At 53.7% G+C, this 19686-nt stretch carries 21 protein-coding genes and 1 pseudogene; 3 read left to right on the top strand and 19 right to left on the bottom strand.

The features are described from left to right. Window positions 1–48: 48 nt before the first annotated feature. The 3 genes and pseudogenes from AC6I9Z_RS00640 to AC6I9Z_RS00630 all read right to left on the bottom strand — a co-directional run bounded on the left by AC6I9Z_RS00640 (window position 49) and on the right by AC6I9Z_RS00630 (window position 3065). A complete protein-coding gene (locus AC6I9Z_RS00640; protein ID WP_461457952.1) occupies window positions 49–1098 on the bottom strand; it encodes a homocysteine S-methyltransferase family protein in 1050 nt (349 codons plus the stop codon). After that, window positions 1095–2052 (bottom strand): annotated as a pseudogene (metF, locus tag AC6I9Z_RS00635) (methylenetetrahydrofolate reductase [NAD(P)H]). Before metF ends, AC6I9Z_RS00640 begins: the two are co-directional and overlap by 4 nt. Further along, entirely contained in the window at window positions 2049–3065 is a 1017-nt protein-coding gene (locus AC6I9Z_RS00630) for an ArsR/SmtB family transcription factor (RefSeq protein ID WP_461457955.1), read from the bottom strand. The pseudogene metF and the gene AC6I9Z_RS00630 overlap by 4 nt, the downstream one beginning before the upstream one ends. 232 nt (window positions 3066–3297) lie before the next feature. Here AC6I9Z_RS00630 and AC6I9Z_RS00625 point away from each other — a divergent pair, with 232 nt between their 5' ends. Both AC6I9Z_RS00625 and AC6I9Z_RS00620 read left to right on the top strand, forming a co-directional pair. Continuing rightward, entirely contained in the window at window positions 3298–3657 is a 360-nt protein-coding gene (locus tag AC6I9Z_RS00625; RefSeq protein ID WP_461457957.1) for a hypothetical protein, read from the top strand. 119 nt (window positions 3658–3776) lie between these two features. Next, the gene (locus AC6I9Z_RS00620; protein WP_461457958.1) at window positions 3777–3968 is read left to right on the top strand and encodes a hypothetical protein; all 192 of its coding nucleotides are present in this window, start codon (window positions 3777–3779) and stop codon (window positions 3966–3968) included. A 16-nt stretch (window positions 3969–3984) separates the two neighbouring features. Here the strand turns inward: AC6I9Z_RS00620 and bla are convergent, their stop codons facing one another. Beyond that, window positions 3985–5082 carry a class A beta-lactamase gene (gene bla, locus AC6I9Z_RS00615; protein ID WP_461457960.1) on the bottom strand — a complete coding sequence of 366 codons (1098 nt, stop codon included), beginning with the start codon at window positions 5080–5082 and terminating at the stop codon, window positions 3985–3987. A gap of 156 nt (window positions 5083–5238) precedes the next feature. Beyond that, window positions 5239–6477 carry a phospholipase D-like domain-containing protein gene (locus AC6I9Z_RS00610; protein ID WP_461457962.1) on the bottom strand — a complete coding sequence of 413 codons (1239 nt, stop codon included), beginning with the start codon at window positions 6475–6477 and terminating at the stop codon, window positions 5239–5241. A gap of 135 nt (window positions 6478–6612) precedes the next feature. On the opposite strand from AC6I9Z_RS00610, the gene rpoZ reads away from it, so the two are divergent. Next, complete coding sequence (gene rpoZ, locus AC6I9Z_RS00605) at window positions 6613–6960, top strand: DNA-directed RNA polymerase subunit omega (RefSeq protein ID WP_109354237.1); 348 nt, start codon at window positions 6613–6615, stop codon at window positions 6958–6960. A gap of 8 nt (window positions 6961–6968) precedes the next feature. Here the strand turns inward: rpoZ and AC6I9Z_RS00600 are convergent, their stop codons facing one another. The 14 genes from AC6I9Z_RS00600 to AC6I9Z_RS00535 form a co-directional block, all read right to left on the bottom strand. Beyond that, window positions 6969–7835: a sterol desaturase family protein gene (locus tag AC6I9Z_RS00600; protein ID WP_461457965.1), complete on the bottom strand. Its 867-nt coding sequence runs from the start codon at window positions 7833–7835 to the stop codon at window positions 6969–6971. Window positions 7836–7949: 114 nt separating this feature from the next. Beyond that, complete coding sequence (locus tag AC6I9Z_RS00595; RefSeq protein ID WP_461457967.1) at window positions 7950–8198, bottom strand: hypothetical protein; 249 nt, start codon at window positions 8196–8198, stop codon at window positions 7950–7952. Then, window positions 8185–8382: a cbb3-type cytochrome oxidase assembly protein CcoS gene (gene ccoS / locus AC6I9Z_RS00590; protein WP_461457969.1), complete on the bottom strand. Its 198-nt coding sequence runs from the start codon at window positions 8380–8382 to the stop codon at window positions 8185–8187. Before ccoS ends, AC6I9Z_RS00595 begins: the two co-directional genes overlap by 14 nt. Next, window positions 8379–10511, bottom strand: coding sequence for a heavy metal translocating P-type ATPase (locus AC6I9Z_RS00585; protein ID WP_461457970.1), 2133 nt, complete (start codon window positions 10509–10511; stop codon window positions 8379–8381). The genes ccoS and AC6I9Z_RS00585 overlap by 4 nt, the downstream gene beginning before the upstream one ends. Then, complete coding sequence (locus AC6I9Z_RS00580) at window positions 10508–10984, bottom strand: FixH family protein (protein ID WP_461457972.1); 477 nt, start codon at window positions 10982–10984, stop codon at window positions 10508–10510. Before AC6I9Z_RS00580 ends, AC6I9Z_RS00585 begins: the two co-directional genes overlap by 4 nt. After that, window positions 10981–12438 (bottom strand): cytochrome c oxidase accessory protein CcoG, encoded by a 1458-nt coding sequence (gene ccoG, locus AC6I9Z_RS00575; protein WP_461457974.1) that lies wholly within the window; start codon window positions 12436–12438, stop codon window positions 10981–10983. The genes AC6I9Z_RS00580 and ccoG overlap by 4 nt, the downstream gene beginning before the upstream one ends. Further along, complete coding sequence (gene ccoP, locus AC6I9Z_RS00570; RefSeq protein ID WP_461457976.1) at window positions 12425–13378, bottom strand: cytochrome-c oxidase, cbb3-type subunit III; 954 nt, start codon at window positions 13376–13378, stop codon at window positions 12425–12427. Before ccoP ends, ccoG begins: the two co-directional genes overlap by 14 nt. Next, complete coding sequence (locus tag AC6I9Z_RS00565; RefSeq protein WP_461457978.1) at window positions 13371–13532, bottom strand: cbb3-type cytochrome c oxidase subunit 3; 162 nt, start codon at window positions 13530–13532, stop codon at window positions 13371–13373. Before AC6I9Z_RS00565 ends, ccoP begins: the two co-directional genes overlap by 8 nt. Further along, the gene (gene ccoO / locus AC6I9Z_RS00560; protein ID WP_109354224.1) at window positions 13529–14263 is read right to left on the bottom strand and encodes a cytochrome-c oxidase, cbb3-type subunit II; all 735 of its coding nucleotides are present in this window, start codon (window positions 14261–14263) and stop codon (window positions 13529–13531) included. Before ccoO ends, AC6I9Z_RS00565 begins: the two co-directional genes overlap by 4 nt. A gap of 13 nt (window positions 14264–14276) precedes the next feature. Next, on the bottom strand, window positions 14277–15947 hold the full coding sequence (gene ccoN, locus AC6I9Z_RS00555; RefSeq protein WP_109354223.1) for a cytochrome-c oxidase, cbb3-type subunit I: 1671 nt from the start codon (window positions 15945–15947) through the stop codon (window positions 14277–14279). 173 nt (window positions 15948–16120) lie between these two features. Further along, window positions 16121–16831 carry a Crp/Fnr family transcriptional regulator gene (locus AC6I9Z_RS00550; protein WP_367889541.1) on the bottom strand — a complete coding sequence of 237 codons (711 nt, stop codon included), beginning with the start codon at window positions 16829–16831 and terminating at the stop codon, window positions 16121–16123. Between the two features lie 114 nt (window positions 16832–16945). Beyond that, window positions 16946–17473: a single-stranded DNA-binding protein gene (ssb, locus tag AC6I9Z_RS00545; RefSeq protein WP_108810934.1), complete on the bottom strand. Its 528-nt coding sequence runs from the start codon at window positions 17471–17473 to the stop codon at window positions 16946–16948. Window positions 17474–17523: 50 nt separating this feature from the next. Further along, window positions 17524–19383 carry a ferrous iron transporter B gene (feoB, locus tag AC6I9Z_RS00540; protein WP_461457982.1) on the bottom strand — a complete coding sequence of 620 codons (1860 nt, stop codon included), beginning with the start codon at window positions 19381–19383 and terminating at the stop codon, window positions 17524–17526. Between the two features lie 3 nt (window positions 19384–19386). Further along, entirely contained in the window at window positions 19387–19653 is a 267-nt protein-coding gene (locus AC6I9Z_RS00535) for a FeoA family protein (protein WP_461457984.1), read from the bottom strand. Window positions 19654–19686 lie beyond the last annotated feature (33 nt).

Below are 19686 nucleotides of genomic sequence, written 5' to 3'. Positions count from 1 at the left end.
TGTAGCCCCCACCCCCGTCCCCTCCCCTGAAGGAGAGGGGTGAGAATGTTATGCTGCCATGGTGAATGGCTCCAAGCCGGACAGGCGTGTTTGGACCGCTGGCGAAACCGCAGCGCGCGGCTTGGCGCTCTCGACCGCTTTGGCGATAGCGTCGATATGCTCCGGCGTTGTACCGCAGCAACCACCGACAATATTGACCAGACTGTCATCCAGCCACTCACCAATCAGTGCGGCAGTTTGCTCCGGCGTTTCATCATATTCGCCCAGCTCGTTGGGCAGACCGGCGTTGGGATAGGCCATGATCAGCGTATCGGCTTCCTTCGCCAACATCGCCAGATGCGGCCGCAATTGATCCGCTCCAAAGGAACAGTTGAGACCCATGGTGAGCGGTTTCAGATGGCGCACGGCATGCCAGAAAGCTTCCACCGTATGGCCAGACAAATTTCGGCCTGAAAGGTCCGTAAGCGTCATCGAGATCATCAGCGGCACATCGCGGCCGCTGGCCTGTGTAGCTTCCTGTGCCGCCATGCCGGCGCATTTGGCGTTCAGCGTATCAAAGATTGTCTCGATCAGCAGGAAATCAACGCCGCCTTCTATGAGGGCATCGCATTGCTCGCGATAGACACTTTTCAGATAGTCAAAATCAATCTCGCGAAAACCGGGGTCATTCACATCCGGTGACAGTGACAGCGTCTTGTTGGTCGGGCCGATGGAACCGGCGACGAAACGTTTCCTGCCATCTTTCGCCTCGGCCTTGTCACAGGCCCGGCGCGCGATTTCGGCAGATTTGATGTTGATGTCCTTCACCAGATGTTCGCAGCCATAATCGGCCTGACTGATCTCGGTCGAGCTGAACGTATTGGTTTCGACAATATCCGCGCCCGCTTCGAGATAGGCCGTGTGAATGCCTTCAATAATATCCGGCCGGGTCAGGCTGAGCAGGTCATTATTGCCTTTCTGGTCATCGCTGAGTTCGAGTGTGCCGCGATAGTCACGCTCGCCAAGGCCGTGATTCTGGATCGCGGTGCCATAGCCACCGTCAAACACCAGGATGCGTTCCGCCGCAAGCGCACGCAGTTGTTCACCCGGACCCGTCATGCCGCTTTCTCCTGCGCCGTGCCGGAGGGGCGTTTGCCGAGCAGGTGGCAGATGGCGTAGCTCAGCTCAGCCCGGTTGAGTGTGTAGAAATGGAACTGCCGGACGCCGCCCGCATATAGCTTGCGGCACAGTTCCGCCGCGACGGTTGCCGCGATCAGCTGGCGTGCGGAGGGGTGGTCATCCAGGCCTTCGAACAGGTCGTTCATCCATGCGGGAATTTCCGCGCCGCACATGCCCGCAAACTTCCGCGTCTGGGCCACGTTCGATACCGGCAATATACCCGGTACCAATTCGGCATCAATCCCTGCCGCTCCCGCTGCATCCCGGAACCGGAAAAAACGCTTCTGCGGTAAAGAAAAACTGCGTAATTGCGCGGCTTGCACCGGCATCCAGCTTGCGCTTCAGATTATCAAGATCGCTCTGCGGACAATTGGCCTCCGGATGCGTTTCCGGATAGGCCGCCACCGAAATCTCAAAAGGCGCAATGTCCTTAAGCCCTGCAACCAATTCCGCGGCACTATTATATCCTTCAGGATGCGATTCGAAGGCCTGGCCTTCGGCTGGCGGGTCTCCGCGCAGGGCAACTATATGGCGCACACCGGCTTCCCAATAAGACTGCGCGACTTCGGCAATTTCCGCCTTACTGGCCCCGACACAGGTCAGATGTGCCGCCGCCGGAATGCGGGTTTCTTTGGCAATCCGTGCTACTGTAGCATGGGTTCGTTCGCGTGTTGATCCGCCAGCCCCATAGGTTACTGATACAAACCGGGGATTGAGTGGTTCCAAGGTCACAACACTGTCCCACAATGTCTGTTCCATTTTCTCCGATTTCGGTGGAAAAAACTCAAAGGAGACATCCGCATCACCGCTCAATCCGGCAAATAGTGGAACGTCCAGTGCCCGTTTCGCTTCCTCCAGTTCGTTCAAGCCCAAAGGTCTGGTATGTTCCGTCATAAGGTTGCTCTTTTTTGTTTTATATTTGTGGAAGATGCAGTGCGAGTACCGGTATGAATTTGTGAAAGGCCGGATTTGCGCCCCACCCATATTTTGACAGTCAGTTCGCCGCCATCAAGTGTTCTGCTTTGCACCATATCAATCTGAGAATCTGCGAACCAGCGTTTCATACTGTCGTCGGAAAAACCAAGCCGCGCATGCGCATGGGCGGACCGCAGCTCTTCACGGTCATGCGGTGCAAAATCCGCGATCATGACTGTTCCACCATGGCGCAGTACTCTCGATACTTCTGCCAGAGCGGCTTCTGGATGCTGTGCATAATGTAGAACTTGATGCAATAGGACGCTGTCCACCTGATTGTCTTCAATTGGCAGGTTGTTAAAATCGCCAATTTTCAGTTCAGTTTTGCTGGCCAGTTCCGCCTGATCGGCTTTATCACCCAGTATCTTCGCACGCGCCAGACGCAACATTTCTGGGCTTTTGTCGAGAGCTGTGACTTTTTCGGAATTTGGTCCGAAAAGCTCAACCATCCTTCCTGTACCTGTACCGATGTCAAGCATATGTCCCAGATTAATGTCTTTCAGCAAGGCGAGCATGGCCTGCTCCACATCATCTTCTGGCAAGTGCAGTGATCGGATAGCATCCCATTCCTCAGCATGAGCCTCAAAATAACGTTCCGCCATTTCAGCTCGCGCTTTGCGGACGAGGGATAGTTGCGCTTGATCACTAAGGGCCTGTTCTGACGTTACGACATTTTTCGCGCGAAAAAGTCGGCGCAGGACGTCGAGCTCGGGGGCCTGTCCAGGCCGAAGAAAAACCCAGCTTCCTTCCTTTCGGCGTTCTGCCAGGCCCGCTTCATCCAAAATCCGGATATGGCGAGAAATGCGAGGCTGGCTTTGCTCCAGGATTTGCGCGAGCTCGCCAACTGCAAGCTCCATCTTGAGCAATAACAGCATGATTCGAATCCGCGTAGGGTCAGCCAATGCTCTAAATATGGTCAGAATCTCATTCATTGGGGATATCATATAAAGAATTCTTTATATGTAGTCAATCTAATAGATTTCTCAGGCCTTGATTCACAATTTCCTGAATTGTCGGGAAAAAAAACCTGCGAGAAGAGAGGCTAAGGATGTTCATTATTGCTATCCCTTTTTCAACCCGTTAATGAGGCGCTTCGTAAGCAGATCAAGGGAGTATTTCATCTGCTTGCGTGGTTTTTTGAGGAAAAAGTAAAGGGTTTACCCAATGAAAAAAGTTACAACATCAATCGCACTTGCTGCTGCGTTTGGCCTGGCTGCATGTTCCGGCGCTGCTGACAATGCAGAAGCTGGTGCTGAAGAAGCCGTAGAAGGCACAGAAGCAACTGCTGAAGAAGCTGCTGACGACGCAATGGATGCTGCTGAAGGTTCTGCAGACGCCATGGGTGAAGCTGCTGCTGAAGCGACCGAAGAAGCTGGCGATGCCGCTGAAGGTGCTGCTGAAGAAGCTACGGACGCCGCTGACGAAGCTGCTGGCGTTGCCGATAAGGCTGCCGACGCTGCTAAAGATGCTGCAGGCAAGATGATCGACAAAGGTGCTGACGCTGCGAAAAAAGCAGTCGAATAAGCCGCTTTTGGCATGAATTGAAAAAGGGCTGCCTTTTGGGCGGCCCTTTTTTTTGGGCTAAAAAGACGATATCTTGGTTATCCGGTTTGCAGATACCTCACAGAGAAAAAAGGAACCGTATGATGAAGACTCGATATTGCGGATTTTTAGGTTTCCTGCTTGTGGCGTCATGCGGACCCGCCCAGAATGATCCGGGTCCTGGCGGAGTAACGGTCGGGGAAGCAGAAGCATTGGATGCCGCTGCTGAAATGCTCGATGAACGAAATATGTCCTCTGAAGACGAATCAGGAGCTGCCGAAACAGCTCAATAATATTGGAATTTGCCTTCTATCGCCTGTGATAGCTGGCAACGGCCCGGGTCACAGCTTGCATCATCCGCATACGCTCAGGAATAGGAGCAGTGGTGTCGCCCAACATCACGGCGACTGCATAGCGGCTGCCATCGGGCGCGGTCATAATGCCTACGTCGTTGTAACCTGTTGAAGTACCACCCAAAACTTGACCGGTACCAGTTTTGTGGAGAAATTCCCAATCGGATGGAACACCGGCCTTCAGGCGTTTTGGGCCACTGCGTGTTCGTTTCAATATGGATTGCAGTAACTGCGTTGAGTTTGCTGACAGTAATTTTCCACGTGCGAGCTGGTCCAATGCATTAACGATCGCATCGGGGCTGGCTCCATCAATAGGATCGGCAAGATAGTCTGCCAGAGCTCGTCTGCGTGTTTCTATCGGCAGATTTGCCCGAGCCGTATAAAATTTACGGCCTTGAGACAGACTTTGATCCCATTTGAGGCCTGCGATTTGGCTTTGCATTAATCGTTCGCCGGGACCGAATTTGATCTTACCAAGCCGGCTACGGCGAATGAAATCGTTCACAGCCTCTGGACCACCGGCATGGCGCAGCAATGCATCATTTGCAGTATTGTCACTATAGGCCAAAGCCCTTTCCAACAGGGTGTAAACGCTTTTGACAACAGCGCCCTCGCGCTTCACCTCGGCAGCAAGTGGCTGGTAGAATAATGTCAGGTCATCCGGACCGATACGGATGGAATCGGACAACGAGATTCGGCCCTGATCAACTTTGTCGAGTACAGTCATCGCGACCCAAAGTTTCGAAACGCTTTGCTGAGGAAAATTCTGATCTGCCCGGTGGCCGATGCTCCAACCGCCATCAATGCTTTTAATTGCAATCCCCGTTTTACCCGGAAAAGTGCGCCATAATTCAGCTATTTGCCGTTCCAGTGCTGGACTGGGCCGGTTACGTGAGGGCGTCGTTTTTTCCCGCTGGGGTGGCGGAGGATTATAACGCGGGGAAGGATTTTCCGCGCGTTGATTGGGTGTTACCGGTCGGCCCTGAGATGGGGCGACGCATGCTGTCAGGATACTGACACAAATTACTACGATCAGCGTGCGAAAATAAATCATACAAATAAATCATTCCCTGTTTCGAATGACAGCAATCAAACACAAGATGCTGCTATCGAATGCGAACTATAGTTACTACGTAAGCATTATTCCCTGAACAGAGGCAAAACCGACCTTTGCGATGAACGATTCTGGACGTGCGACCAACTGCAGATATTACTTCTTGACCCCGAAATTCAAACGCCGGGTCACGGTGTAATCCAATATGTTCACTACAAAGTACGATAAGGTCCAGCGCAACCGATTCAGTATTCCCTTGCGAGCTTTGTGCAGTGCCGTGGAAATCGGCAAGGCGTCGGTGCACATCTGATCAACTAACAAGCGCATGTGGTTGGCAAAGGCCTGATTCTCGATCCGAACCATCAGTTCGACATTGATGAAGAGGCTGCGAAGGTCAAAATTGGCAGAACCGATATAGACTGCATTATCGATGATCACCAACTTCACATGAAGCCTTTTGGGCTGATATTCGAAAATCCGCACGCCTCTTTTCAGCAAGTAGCCATAGAGCAGGCGGCTCGCCCCGATTGTCGCAGCATTATCGGTTTTTCCAGGTAGAATTAGGCGGTCTTCGCCGCCGCGCTTGGAAAGATGGGCAATTCGCCGCAGCAGTCCTTGACCAGGAGAAAAATATGCACTGACCAGATCAAGTCGCTGGCCGTGCTCGAGATCCTTCTTTATCGCCCGCGCCCAGCGGCTGAGACGATTGCTTGGGCCGCCGAGCAGCCAGCGAAAATTGCCACCAGCCGCATCCCACTGACGCACCATTTTTTGCAGCAATCGGATATTGCCGTTATTGTTATGCACCCAATTGGACAGCAGGCTGTAATAGTCCGCCAGCTTGACGACTTCTGGACCGTCAATGATGACGCCAAGATCAACCCAGCTCGTGTCGTCATGCTCTTTATCTTCGTCGGCTGGATGCCGATCGAAATATTGATTGGCAATGTTGAAGCCGCCAACTAGAGCAAGGCGGTCATCAGCGATCAGTATTTTCTGATGATTGCGAACAAAATAGCTGGTCGAAAATCGCGGACTGAAAATCGCAAAACTTCCACCTGCTTGCTCAAACGGATCGAAAAACCCCCTGGGCGCGCCGTTGGATCCAAAACTGTCGACCATCAACTCCACTTTGACACCGCGATTGCAGGCATCGACAAGCCTATTGAGGACGATCTTGCCGACATCATCGCCCTCGAACATGTAGAAAAATAGCTTCAGCTTTTGGCTTGCCTTTTCGATAAGGCTGATCACCGCCTGCAAACGATCTTCTGGAAGATAAATCGGCTTTAATCTGCTGCCGCCGACATCAAACCATTCACTATCATCAAAAATACGCGCAGTGCTATTGTCCGGGACCGGATGGGTTGCAGAGCTATCCATGATCTTGCGCATAGATTATTCGCCCTGAATCGACAATTGCTTAACCCCCCAGCGAACCGGTCAGCCGATCCAATTTGTTGACAAAAGTGGGGGCAAACCCTAGATGCGGGGCTCTTTTCATGAATTTTAGAGAATCAGGAGCGCCTTATGGCTCGCGTTACCGTTGAAGATTGCGTTGATAAAGTCACCAATCGATTTGATTTGGTTCTATTTGCAGCGCAGCGTGCACGCGAGATTTCTGGCGGTGCTGAGCTGACAATCGATCGCGATCGTGACAAAAATCCGGTTGTTTCGCTGCGTGAAATTGCGGAAGAAACGATTAAACCAAAAGACTTGGAAGAAAGCCTCGTCCAGTCGCTCCAGAAGGTGCAGATTGACGATGATGATACACCGGATGAGATTGGTTCGATCAGCCAGTCTGCCGAGGCGTTGCGCCTTACTGCTGCTGCCCCACCGCGGAGCGCTGGCGTATCAAATGACTATGGCCGTCGCTGATAGCCATATTAGTCTGACTTAAAAACCGGGCGGCGCTCTTCGACGGAGTTGCCGCCTGTTTTTATTATGGCATTCCTGTTCCGCGAAAACGGTATCAGAAGGCTCCAGATCAGCTTGTCTGGCTTGCTGTCCTGATATTCGGACAGGCCAATGGTCATTTCATCGTGCCCCTTTTCCGGCTGCGCAATATAGGTTCCGAACATGCGGTCCCAGACGGTCAGGAAGAAACCATAATTGCTGTTGGTCTCCCGTTCTATGACCGAATGATGCACGCGGTGCATGTCCGGGGTCACGACGAACAGTCGCAGCAACCGGTCAAAGCCAAGCGGTAATCTTACATTGGCATGATTGAACATGGAGGCGGCGTTCAGCACGACCTCGAACAGGAATACGGCGAAAGCGGCTGGCCCGATCAACGCAATACAGAGTAGTTTATAGGCCATGGACAAGACGGCTTCTACAGGATGAAACCGTGCGCCACTGGTTACATCAAGGTCGCGGTCAGCATGATGAACTTTGTGAACGCGCCAAAAGATCGGGACTTTGTGGAATGCGACATGCTGGGCATAGATGAGCATGTCGAGCAGCAGGAAGGCGATGATAATCTCAATCCAGATGGGTAGATCGGCTATGGCGAGTAGTCCCCAACCGCGCTCGTCGGCATAGTGAGCCATCCCCACCGCCAATATCGGCATGATCAGACGCAGGGCGAACGTATTGATAATGACCAGTGATATGTTGGTGAACCAGCGCATGCCTTTTGCCGCGACGCGCGTTTTGCGCGGCATTGCGATTTCAAGCAGGGCCATGATCAGGAATATTCCGGCAAAGGCGGTTAACCTGATGACTGCTTCATGTTGTTCGACAAAGAGCATATGCTTTTGTTGCAGTTAACACAAAAGAGCGCAAGGCGGAGCCTGCAAAAGTGGCAGTAAACATCCAAGCATCATATCCGGCTGATGCTCGATCCACTGCCTAAATTGTTCAGGTCAATCGTCCGCCTCATCGCTGTCTTCCGGAGACTGCTTGCGCGAACAAAAGCCGTGACAGGCCTGCGCGCAATCATCACCGTCCTGTCGTTCCGGGTCCATTGGAACGGAGACAGTCCTGGTAACACCATCTGCACCGCATATTGACAGGCTCATCATGCCGCTGGCCGGCGCCAGCGGGGCAACAGCCAGCATCGCTATCGCGACCCCTGAAAGCGCGGTTGCGCTATGCTGTTTATGCTTTGTCATGTTTCTCATCCATCTTGTCATCATCCTGTGCGGTGGCCGATTGCGCTTCATCATCAATCAACACGCGCTGCGCTGCTCCATCAAGGTCCTCAAACTGGCCGTTGCGCATGGCCCAGAAGAAAAAGGCGAGGCCAGAAAGACCCATCAACAGAGCAACGGGGATCAGGATGGCTAAGCCACTCATTTTGCAGCTCCGTTTAATCGCAAGGCATTACCAACTACGATCAGCGATGAAAGTGACATGGCAATAGCCGCGATCAAAGGTGTGACCATGCCGGTCAAGGCCAGCGGAACCGCCAATATGTTATAGCCAATGGCAAGAACAAAATTCTGTCGGACAATCTGCATCGTGCGCTGAGCAGTTTGTACCGCCAGCGCCACCGGCAAAAAGGAATCGCTTGTAAAAACGGCGTCCGCCGCTTGTTGCCCGACATCACTGGCGGAACCCGGCGCAATCGAGACATGGGCAGCGGCAAGGGCCGGGCCGTCGTTCAGGCCATCGCCAACCATCAACACCTTGTAACCGCTGGCACTGAGCTTCGAAATCAAATGCAACTTGTCCTGGGGACTGGCGCTTGCCTGAGCCGTCAGGCCGACGGCGCGAGAAATTTTCGCGACCGAGGCAGCATTATCGCCGGATATAATGGTCCCAGGCAGACCAAGCTGGTTCAGCCGGTCAATCGTGCTGACAGCATCGGGGCGAACATCATCCTGCAATTCTATGGCAAAATGCTCGTCGCCAATCGTCAATTGGCAGGAAAGATGATCTTCTAACTTAACCGGTTTCCCAAGCGCAACGTGGGCGCCGCTCCAAGACGCCGACATACCCTCGCCCGGCACTTCTTCAATCGCATCCAGATTGGCAGGGGTGATGTCTCCAGCCAGCAGCGCATTGCGGATCCCCTTGCTGACAGGGTGATTGCTGGCCTGAGCGAGCGCCAGCGCAACCTGTTTCTGGTGGAGAGAGAGATGATCGAGATTCAGCGGCACTGGGCGGCCAAGGGTCAGCGTTCCGGTCTTGTCAAACAGCACACGGTCAGCCTCAGCCAGTCGTTCCAGGGCGCTACCATCCTTGATCATAACCCCCTTGCGTAACAGCGCGCCGGAAGCGACCACCTGGGCTGCCGGAACCGCCAGTCCCAAGGCACAAGGACAGGTAATGATCAGCACCGCCACCGAAATCAGCAAAGATTGATGCCATCCGACTCCGGCAAACATCCAGTAGATAAAGGCAAGCAGGGCGAGGCTGTGCACTGCCGGCGCATAGTAGCGTGCGGCCTTGTCCGCCACCCGGACATAAAAGGAGCGCTGTTGCCCGGCTTCATCCATCAACCGTGCGATATCAGACAAGCTGGTATCTTCTCCCGCCGCTGTAATTCTCACAGTTACCGGCGCGGTCAGGTTCAACGTACCGGCAAGCACCAGATCGCCTGACATCTTGTGCTGAGGTTCGCTCTCACCAGTCATCAGGGCAAAGTCAAAATTGCTGGCGCCTTTTTCAATCACGCCGTCGGCGGCGAGATTGTCGCCCGCCGCGACCATCATCCGCATATCGGGGCGTAACTCTTTCGAGGTAACCCAGCGGGTCTTGCCATCCTCATCCAATACCATCGCACCCGGTGCAGTCTGTTTCAGCAGCGCCGATATCCCTTCACGCGCACGATCACGCATCATGCCGTCGAGAACCCGCCCAGCGAGCAGGAAAAAGATCAGCATGACGACACTTTCAAAATAGGCATGCGCGCCGCTCGTCATGGTTTCAAAAAGACTGAGTCCGGTGGCCAGGATGATACCTATGGTGATCGGTACGTCCATGTTGGTGCGGCCATAACGTAGTGCCATGAATGCAGAGCTGAAAAAAGGCCGTCCAGAATAGCCGATTACCGGTATCGCAATCAAAGCCGATATCCAGTGGAACAGGTCCCGGGTCGTTCCCATCGCACCTGACCAGACACTCACCGACAACAACATGATATTCATCATGCCAAATCCGGCCACAGCGAGTGCGCGAATCAGCTTGTCCGTACCGCCTTTTTCCTCGGCCAGAGGATTATCTGCCAATATCTGCGCGTCAAAGCCCAGTTGTTCGATCTTGTGCTTGATAGCATCTTCACGCAGGTCGGGAAGATGGGATACTGCGACCTGTTTGGTCGAAAAATTGACCCGAGCCGACAATATGTTTTGTTCCCCGGTAAGGCCGTTCTCGATTTTGGAGATGCACCCAGCACAGCGGATCGCGGGCACGGCAAAGCGCGAGACAATATTGTCTACGGTATCGGCCTTTGCGGCATCAAGTTTGGTGACGGCGTTCAAAATACTTCCTGTGCAAGCGCCATTTTGTTGCCGCGATGCGTGATTGTGATGCGCAATTTCCAGCGTCCTTCCGGCAAGACGCCACGGCTGATATATGTTCCGGTCTGGTCTCCCACGAAATGCAAGATGATCGGCTCGGCTCGCCCCACTGGATGTTCTGCGATTGCCATGATCTCGGCATCCTGTAGCGGGCTATTGTCGGCTTTCAGGACGGTCATCGCAAGTTTATCCTGAAAGCGTGTGACCTTCGAGCTAGTCCAGCCATGAGCCTGTTGTTTGCGGGCTTCCTCCAGCCAGCTATTATATTTCTGGCTGGCAACATAGGTGTTGTCGACCAGAGTGCCGCTAAAGGTCGAGACAGCAAAGCGCGCCATGACCATGTTAACAGCTACAACCACTGCGAAAAAGGCAACAATCATGGCAGCGGCATGATAGCCGGTGAAGGTCTTGCGTTTGGAAGGGTCGGGGGTCATTCAGCACTCTCCGGGCGTTCAAAAAAGACGTTGTGACTGTCTTGCGCCGTCCGGTCATCGACAGCCCGGACAGTTAGTACAAACTCTTCCCGTGAAGCGCCGACACCCGGCGCTGCAACAAATAACCTCATCCTGCCGACGCTGTCGGCAGGGACATCGACCGTTACGGTTTGACCCGCTGTTTCCCTCGATCCCTCACTTGACCACAATACAGCCTGACCGAGACCGGACATGGAAACTTCCATCGTTCGTGGCCGGTTCTCCATATTCCGCAAGTTTGCGGTATAGGCGTTGCGGACCGCGCCGTCAGCAAGCTGAACATAGAGCGGATTGCGATCATGATTGGCGCTAATGTCAATACGCGTGCGGTTACCGACGGCAAAGAGCATGGCGAGACCGATGGCACCCCAGACTGAAAAATAGAGAATAGTTCGCGGACGAAAGAGCGTTTTCAGGACCGGAGTATGTGGCTGGCCAGCTTTCTCCAGCTCCGCATCCTCTTCTGTGACATAGTCAATCAATCCGCGTGGGCGGCCCACTTGATCCATTACCTTGTCACAGGCATCAATGCACAAGGCGCATGTTATGCAGCCAATTTGCGGTCCTTCGCGTATATCAATTCCGGTCGGGCAGACTGCAACGCATTGATTGCAGTCGATACAATCACCAAAGCTGCCGGGTTGTGCTTCGGCCTTTTTGACACTGCCGCGAGGCTCGCCGCGCCAGTCTTTGTAAGTCACCGTCAGTGACTTTTCGTCCATCATTGCGGCTTGAATCCGCGGCCAAGGGCACATGTAGATGCACACTTGCTCACGCATGAAACCGCCAAAAATAAACGTTGTCGCGGTCAAAACGCCGACGGTAGCATAAGCGACAAAGGCAGCTTCGCCCGAGAAAAAGTCCCGCGCCAGGGTCGGTGCATCGGCAAAATAGAATATCCACGCACCACCTGTGGCCAATGCAACCAGCAACCATATTGTCCACTTGCTCAGCCGTTTGATTATTTTCTTTGGCCCCCAAGGGGCGTCCTGCAAACGAAACTGAGCATTGCGGTCGCCGTCAATCGCACGTTCAATATGCTGGAATAAATCGGTCCAGACAGTTTGCGGACAGGAATAGCCACACCAGGCCCGGCCGACTGCAGAAGTGACCAGAAACAGGCCAATGCCCGCCATCACCAGCATGCCAGCCACATAGTAAAATTCATGCGGCCAGATTTCGATCCCGAACATGAAAAAGCGGCGATTCGCCAAATCGACCAATACCGCCTGATCCGGCGCGTAAGGACCGCGATCCCAACGAATCCAGGGGGTGATGTAGTAGATCGCCAACGTCACCGCCATGATCGCCCATTTCAGCCGTCGGAACGTACCATCTACTGCCTTGGGATAAACGCCCTTGCGCTTTTCATAAAGCTGCAGTTGCGGATCAAGAATTTCGTTAGGATTGCTCATCTACCGGAGTCTCCGCGTCAGTGGCTATCGCCGCTTGCTCTGTTGCAGTATCCTCTGATACCGGCGCAGCTTCGCCGCCACCCAGTGAATGTACGTAGGCTGTCAGCATTCTGATAGTCGCTGCATCCAATCGATGACCCCAGCGGGGCATTACACCATAACGACTGTTAGTGATCGTTTCGGTCAGTGAGGCACGATCCAGACCATAAAGATTGATGGCATCGGTCAGGTTGGGTGCGCCCTGCGTTCGGTCGCCTTTGGCATCATTGCCATGACATACCGCGCAATTGATCTCAAACAGTGCCGCACCCCGGTTTGACGATGCGCTTTGTGGTTCGCGATCACTGAGCACCCGGACATAGGAAACCAGATCCTGAATTTCATTCGATTGCAATATCCCGTCCCGGCCAAAAGCGGGCATCTGGGAAAAACGCGTTTCATCATGGTCGGGATTACGGATGCCATGGACCAGCGTATATTCAATCGCTTCCATATCGCCGCCCCAAAGCCACTCATCATCATTCAGATTGGGATAGCCCTTGGAACCCGCAGCGCCCGCACCATGGCATTGCACACAGTGGACTTTAAAAGCGGAGCGACCACCCTGAACCGCTTCATTGAGCAGTTGAGGATTATCCGGCAAATCATGAATGTCCGTGTTTACCAGCGCTTGCCGGATCGGTTCCAGCTCGGCTTCACGGGCTGCCAGAGCCTTTTGATAATCGCCGCGGCTGGACCAGCCGAGTACACCTTCGGTTGCGCTGTTGACCATTGGCCATGCCGGGTAAAGCACAACGTAGACGAGACCCCAGATAATTGTCGCATATAGAGTCCACAGCCACCAGCGAGGCATAGGGGTATCGAGTTCCTCAATACCATCCCATTCATGGCCAACCGTCTGGGTGCCCGTCGCTTCGTCTATTCTTTGTTTATCAACCATCTTCGTGATCCTCTTCAAAGATCATATGCGCCGCTTCTTCATGTTTTCGTCCCGATCCAGGCCGGAAGGTCCAGCCGATCATGGTCAGGAATATCATGCCCAGAAACAGCAACCCCCAACTATCCGCAAAATGCCTGAGTGCCTCGTAGCTCATCGTGGCTGCTCCTGTGCTTCGCCCGCTTCAAAATCGACAAGCGTGCCGATCATCTGCAAATAGGCCACGAGCGCATCCATTTCTGTCAACCGGTCAGGGTCGCCGTCAAAATCGCGAACTTGCGCTTTAGGGTAGCGTTTCTCCAAATCGGTAGTTGATGCTGTTGGATCGGCCTGCGCCATCAAATCATCGTTGGCCGCCGCAATCGCTTCGTCAGTATAGGGAACGCCGACACGCCGCTGTGCAGTTAGATGTTTGACCATATCACCAGCTTTCAGATCTTTCTCAGCCAGAAACGCATAAGGCGGCATGATCGATTCCGGCACCACCGAGCGGGGATCAATCAGATGCTGGACATGCCATTCATCCGAATATCGTCCACCAACCCTGGCCAAATCGGGGCCGGTTCGTTTGGAACCCCACTGGAAAGGATGGTCATACATGCTTTCCGCCGCCAGACTGTAGTGACCATAGCGCTCCACTTCATCGCGGAAAGGTCTCACCATCTGGCTGTGACAACTGTAGCAGCCTTCTCGTATGTAGATGTTGCGCCCTGCCAGTTCGAGCGGGGTATAGGGCCGTACGCCTTCGACTTTCTCAATCGTGTTATCGATCCAGAAGAGCGGTGCGATCTCGACGATCCCGCCAATCGCCACAGTGACAAAGGCGGCCAGACCCAGCAGGGTGACGTTGCGTTCGAGTTTCTTGTGATGTTTAGCAAAACCGGACATGTTCTCGCCTCCCTTATTCTGCTGGCTCAATTGCAGGTTTTCCTACAATCGGCTTATCTGCGGCCTCGTCATAAGGCGTTTCGGTCATGGGTTTTTCTTCGCGCTGCTTGCCTGCAATCGTCATCCAGACATTGTAGACCAGCACGATGGCACCAGCGAGATAGAGCAGCCCGCCCGCCGCACGGATCAGATACATGGGCAGCATCGCGGATACGACTTCGGAGAAAGCGTAAACCAGATAGCCATCATCACCATATTCGCGCCACATCAGACCCTGCATGATACCGGCTACCCACATTGACGCGGCGTAGAGAACGATACCAAGCGTCGCGAGCCAGAAGTGCCAGTTCACCATGCGCAGTGAATAAAGCCGCTCTTTGCCCCACAGGCGCGGGACGAGATAGTAAAGGCATGCGAAGGTGATCATGCCGTTCCAGCCCAGTGCACCGCTATGCACATGGCCAATTGTCCAGTCGGTGTAATGCGACAGGCTGTTCACAGCCTTGATCGACATCATCGGACCTTCAAAGGTACTCATGCCGTAAAAGGCGAGTGCAAGGACCATCATCCGGATGATGGGATCGGTACGGATTTTGTCCCATGCCCCGTTCAGGGTCATCAGGCCGTTGATCATTCCGCCCCAACTTGGCATCCACAGCACGACCGAGAAGACCATGCCGAGCGTCTGTGCCCAGTCAGGCAGCGCCGTGTAATGAAGATGGTGTGGTCCGGCCCAGATATAGAGGAAGATCAAGGACCAGAAGTGGATGATCGACAGTCGGTAGCTATAAACCGGTCTCTCTGCCTGTTTCGGCACGAAATAGTACATCATTGCCAAGAAGCCTGCCGTCAGGAAGAACCCAACCGCGTTATGGCCATACCACCACTGGGTCAGCGCATCCTGCACGCCAGCAAAAGCGGCATAGCTTTTCGAACCCAGCAGGCTGACCGGCATGGACAAGCCGTTCACGACATGCAGCATGGCAATGGTCAGGATGAATGACAGATAGAACCAGTTGGCGACATAGATATGCGGCTCGGACCGACGTACGATTGTACCAATGAAGACTGCTGCATAACACAACCAGACGATGGTCAACCAAAGATCGACATACCATTCGGGTTCGGCATATTCCTTGGACTGGGTAACACCCATCAGATAACCTGTGGCCGCCAGCACGATGAACAGCTGGTAACCCCAGAAAACAAAACGGGCGAGGCCAGGGAAGGCCAACCTCGCCCGGCATGTACGCTGTACGACATAATAGCTTGTCGCGATCAGCGCATTGCCTCCAAAAGCGAAAATAACGGCAGATGTATGGAGGGGCCGCAAACGGCCGAAGGTGGTATATTCAAAATTCAGATTAAGCACCGGAAACGCCAGTTGCAGGGCGATGATCAGCCCAACCAGAAAACCGGCAATGCCCCAGAAAATAGTCGCGATCACGCCCCAGCGGATCGGATCGTCATCATAAATACCGGGATCGGCGGGGGCCTTTAATATACCGCGTCCAATGGCAGCATAGTCTGCCTTGTTGATGGTCACCCAAAGAGTGATCCCGGCAGCCAAAGCGATAATTGCCATATGCACGGCAAATCCGGCGTCTGCCGCCAGAACCATTGCAATAAACGCAAAAAATACGATAGCCAGCCAGCCGCCAGCCTTTAATAAGAGCGTATCCATGATGTCCTTCCCTGTATGGACGATTCAAAAAATCGTCTTCAACAGGAAGCGGCATGGCAGGCCAGACAGTCATCCACATTGATCTAGATCAACGCGACAAACTCTTTACCAAATCGTTTTTGTTGAAACAACGTTCCCGCAAGGATGCGGCTTCATTTATCGATTTGCCCGACCTAGCTTGATCCAGCATCGGCAATATCATGCAAGCGGTTCGCATCCAGTATCTGGACATTGCGGTGATCGGGCAGTGCGATCACTTCATTCTTTTTCAATTGTGTCATTTGACGGCTCACCGTTTCAATGGTCAGGCCCAATATATCCGCTACCTGCTGACGGCCGAAAGGCAGCGCGAATTGTTGAAGACTGCCGCCGACGACGCTGCAACTGGCATCCGCCAGCCGATCCGACATTTCCAGTAGGAAAGACGCCACGCGCTCTGGAGCTGTTTTCCGTCCCAACATCAACATAGACCGGCGCACGCGGTCGAGTTCAACTAACGTGCGCTGCAGTAATTTATGTTCGAGGTCAGGATGTTCACGAACAAACTGGTCGAAATCGGAGCGCGAGAAAACACAGACTTTCGAATCTGCAAGAGCGGTTACCGTATATTCATTCCTGTCACCGAACGGGCGCCCGACAAAATCGGACGGGTAGAGCAAGCCGATAATTTGCTCGCGGCCGTCTTCCAGAGACGAGGTCAGTTTAAACGCCCCTTCCACAACATTGGCCACGATCAGGCTATCGTCACCCTCCCATATCAAAGCCTGCCCCGCCTTGATGGAGACTTTGCGGGAGAGCCGATTGATTGCGATCAGTTCGTCCGGGTCCAATGCCGAACAAATGGCCTTGTTTTTGACAACACATTGTTCGCAATTGTTCATCATGGATCAGTAAACCTCGTCGAGTGTCAGGGCAATAGCCCGGCCTGTCCCCGATTATATGGGCCGATACTGTCAAGCAACTTCACACCCTCGCGGGTGTAAGCTACGCTCTAGCTTCTAGAACGGTACGTCGTCATCGAGGTCGCTGTCAAATGCGCCGCCGCCTTGACCACCGGAAGATCCGCCACCGGTATTGCCCCACCCGTCATTGGAACCACCACCAGAGCCGCCACCGGAACCACCGCCGCTCCAGCCGTCATTGCCGCCGCCTTGGCCGCCCATACCGCCACCTTGACGGGAATCGAGCATTTCCAATTTGCCATCAAAACCCTGCAAGACAATCTCGGTTGAATAACGGTCATTGCCGGACTGGTCTTGCCATTTGCGGGTCTGTAGTTTTCCCTCGATATAAACTTTGCTGCCTTTGCGAAGATATTTTTCCGCGACGCCAGCTAGGCCTTCGGAGAAGATAGCGACGCTATGCCACTCGGTCTTTTCCTTGCGCTCACCGGTGTTACGGTCTTTCCAGCTTTCAGATGTCGCGATGCGCAGATTGCAGACTTTGCCGCCATTGTTAAACGTGCGCACTTCAGGGTCGGCACCCAGATTTCCTACGATAATTACTTTATTGATGCCGCCAGCCATTTGCATTTCCCCTTGGAATATATGTGATGTTTTTCGATTCTCTGGAGGCTCTATAGACCGAGGGCGACAGCACTCCAATATGTAATCCCGGCCGCCCCATAAGCCAGCGCGAAAAGATACCCCAACATGAACATTGGCCATTTCCAGCCATTGGTTTCGCGGCGTGTCACGGCGATGGTCGAGATACATTGGGGCGCAAAGACAAACCAAGCCAGAAACGCCAAGGCGGTTGGCAAGGACCATCGGCTTTGGAGACGCTCGGTTAATGATTTCGCTTCTGCTTCCTCATCAGGCGCATCAATCGCATAGGTTGTTGCTAGTGCCGCTACTGCCACTTCGCGGGCCGCCATCGCGGGGATCAGCGCCAGCGCCATATCGCGATTAAAACCAATCGGTGCGACCACCGGTTCGATGACATTGGCTATCCGGCCGGCGGCAGAATAATCCACCTGGCTCACCGAGCTATCAATCGGCACTTTGGGATAGGTCAACATGAGCCAAAGCACCACGGTAGCGGCGAAGATGATTGTTCCGGCGCGGCGCAAAAATATCCAAGCCCGCTGCCAGAGGCCCAGCAATATATCACGAATACGCGGCAGCTGATATTTGGGCATTTCCATCAGGAAACCGCTATTCGGGCCTTTGGTGACCGTGCTGCGCAAGACCAGTGCAACAATCATCGCGCCGAGTATGCCGAAGATATAAAGGCCGAAGAGCACCAGGCCTTGAAGACCAATACCTCCGCCTAGGTCGCGGGCAGGAATGAAGGCACCAATGATGATTGCATATACCGGCAGACGCGCCGCGCAGGTCATAAGCGGCGCGACTAATATCGTGGTCAACCTGTCTTTGGGGTCCGCTATGCTGCGCGTCGCCATGATGCCGGGAATGGCGCAAGCGAAGGAAGACAGCAATGGAATGAAACTGCGCCCGGACAGACCAACACTGGCCATCAACCGGTCCATGATAAAGGCCGCGCGGGTCATATAACCGCTGGCTTCGAGCAACAGGATGAACAGAAACAAGATCAGAATTTGTGGGAGGAAGACAACAACCGATCCGACTCCGCCAATTGCGCCCTCGATTAAAAAATCGCGCAAGAAGCCTTCACTCAGATTGGCTTCCACCGCAACTGCGGCCCATTCACCTGCGCCTTCGATCCAGCCTATGGGCGCTTCGGACCAGGCAAAGACTGCCTGAAACATCACGAACATAATCGCAAGGAGGATGATCGGTCCGGCAAAAGGATGCAGGAATACAGCATCCGCTCGTTCTGACCACCGGCGACCCGCGGTCTCAGCGACAACCGCCGTGTTGGCAATTTCCTTAGCCTGCTTGCGCAGACCTTGGCCCCGTTCTTTGGGGACAATGGTAGCCAGTTGCTCGTTTTTCTCGGATAGACGTGTTTCAATAGCGGCGGACAAGAGCTCAAGACCGCGACTGCGAACGGCAACAGTTGGAATAACCGGTACGCCCAACTCTGCTTCCAGCTTGGCCGGATCCAGCGTCAAACCGTCGCGCTCGGCAAGATCCATCATGTTAAGCGCAATAAGGACAGGTCTGCCCAGCGCAATTACTTCCAGCGCGAAGCGCAGATGATTGTCGAGATTGGCAGCATCCAATACGATAACAATTGCATCGGGCTGACGCTCGCCTTTCTGTTCTCCCATGATCACACTGCGTGTTACCGCTTCATCCGGGCTGGTTGGATCGAGACTGTAGCTGCCCGGTAAATCCACAAGTTCAACCGGGCGACCATTGGCTAGCTGAAAATGACCGGATTTGCGTTCCACAGTAACGCCGGGATAATTTGCAATTTTCTGCCGCGCCCCGGTCAGCGCATTGAACAAGGCGCTTTTGCCGGCATTGGGGTTGCCCGCCAGGACAATAAGGGGGGCTGTTTCGCTCATAATTTAGGCTGGGATAACCACCGATATGGTTGTTGCTTGAGATTTGCGAATTGCAATCATCATCCGGCCAACCTTCAGAGCAATGGGATCATTGAAACCGAACATGCCTTTATGAAGTTTTTCTACCGTAACACCTTCATCAAGACCCAGGGCGCGAAGCCGCGCGCCTTCATTTTCCGACATGGCGTCCCAGTCAATCGACGAAATTTCGGCGCGCTGGCGCATGGCAAGGCGATCCAGCGTAAGCGCTAATGTAACCGGTGCGTTCATAGATAAACTCATTAGATAACAATTGCGACTGAT

It is taken from the genome of Parasphingorhabdus sp., from assembly GCF_059726685.1.
The sequence above is the reverse complement of the archived record's forward strand: the minus strand, read 5'-3'. Positions and strand labels throughout refer to the sequence as shown.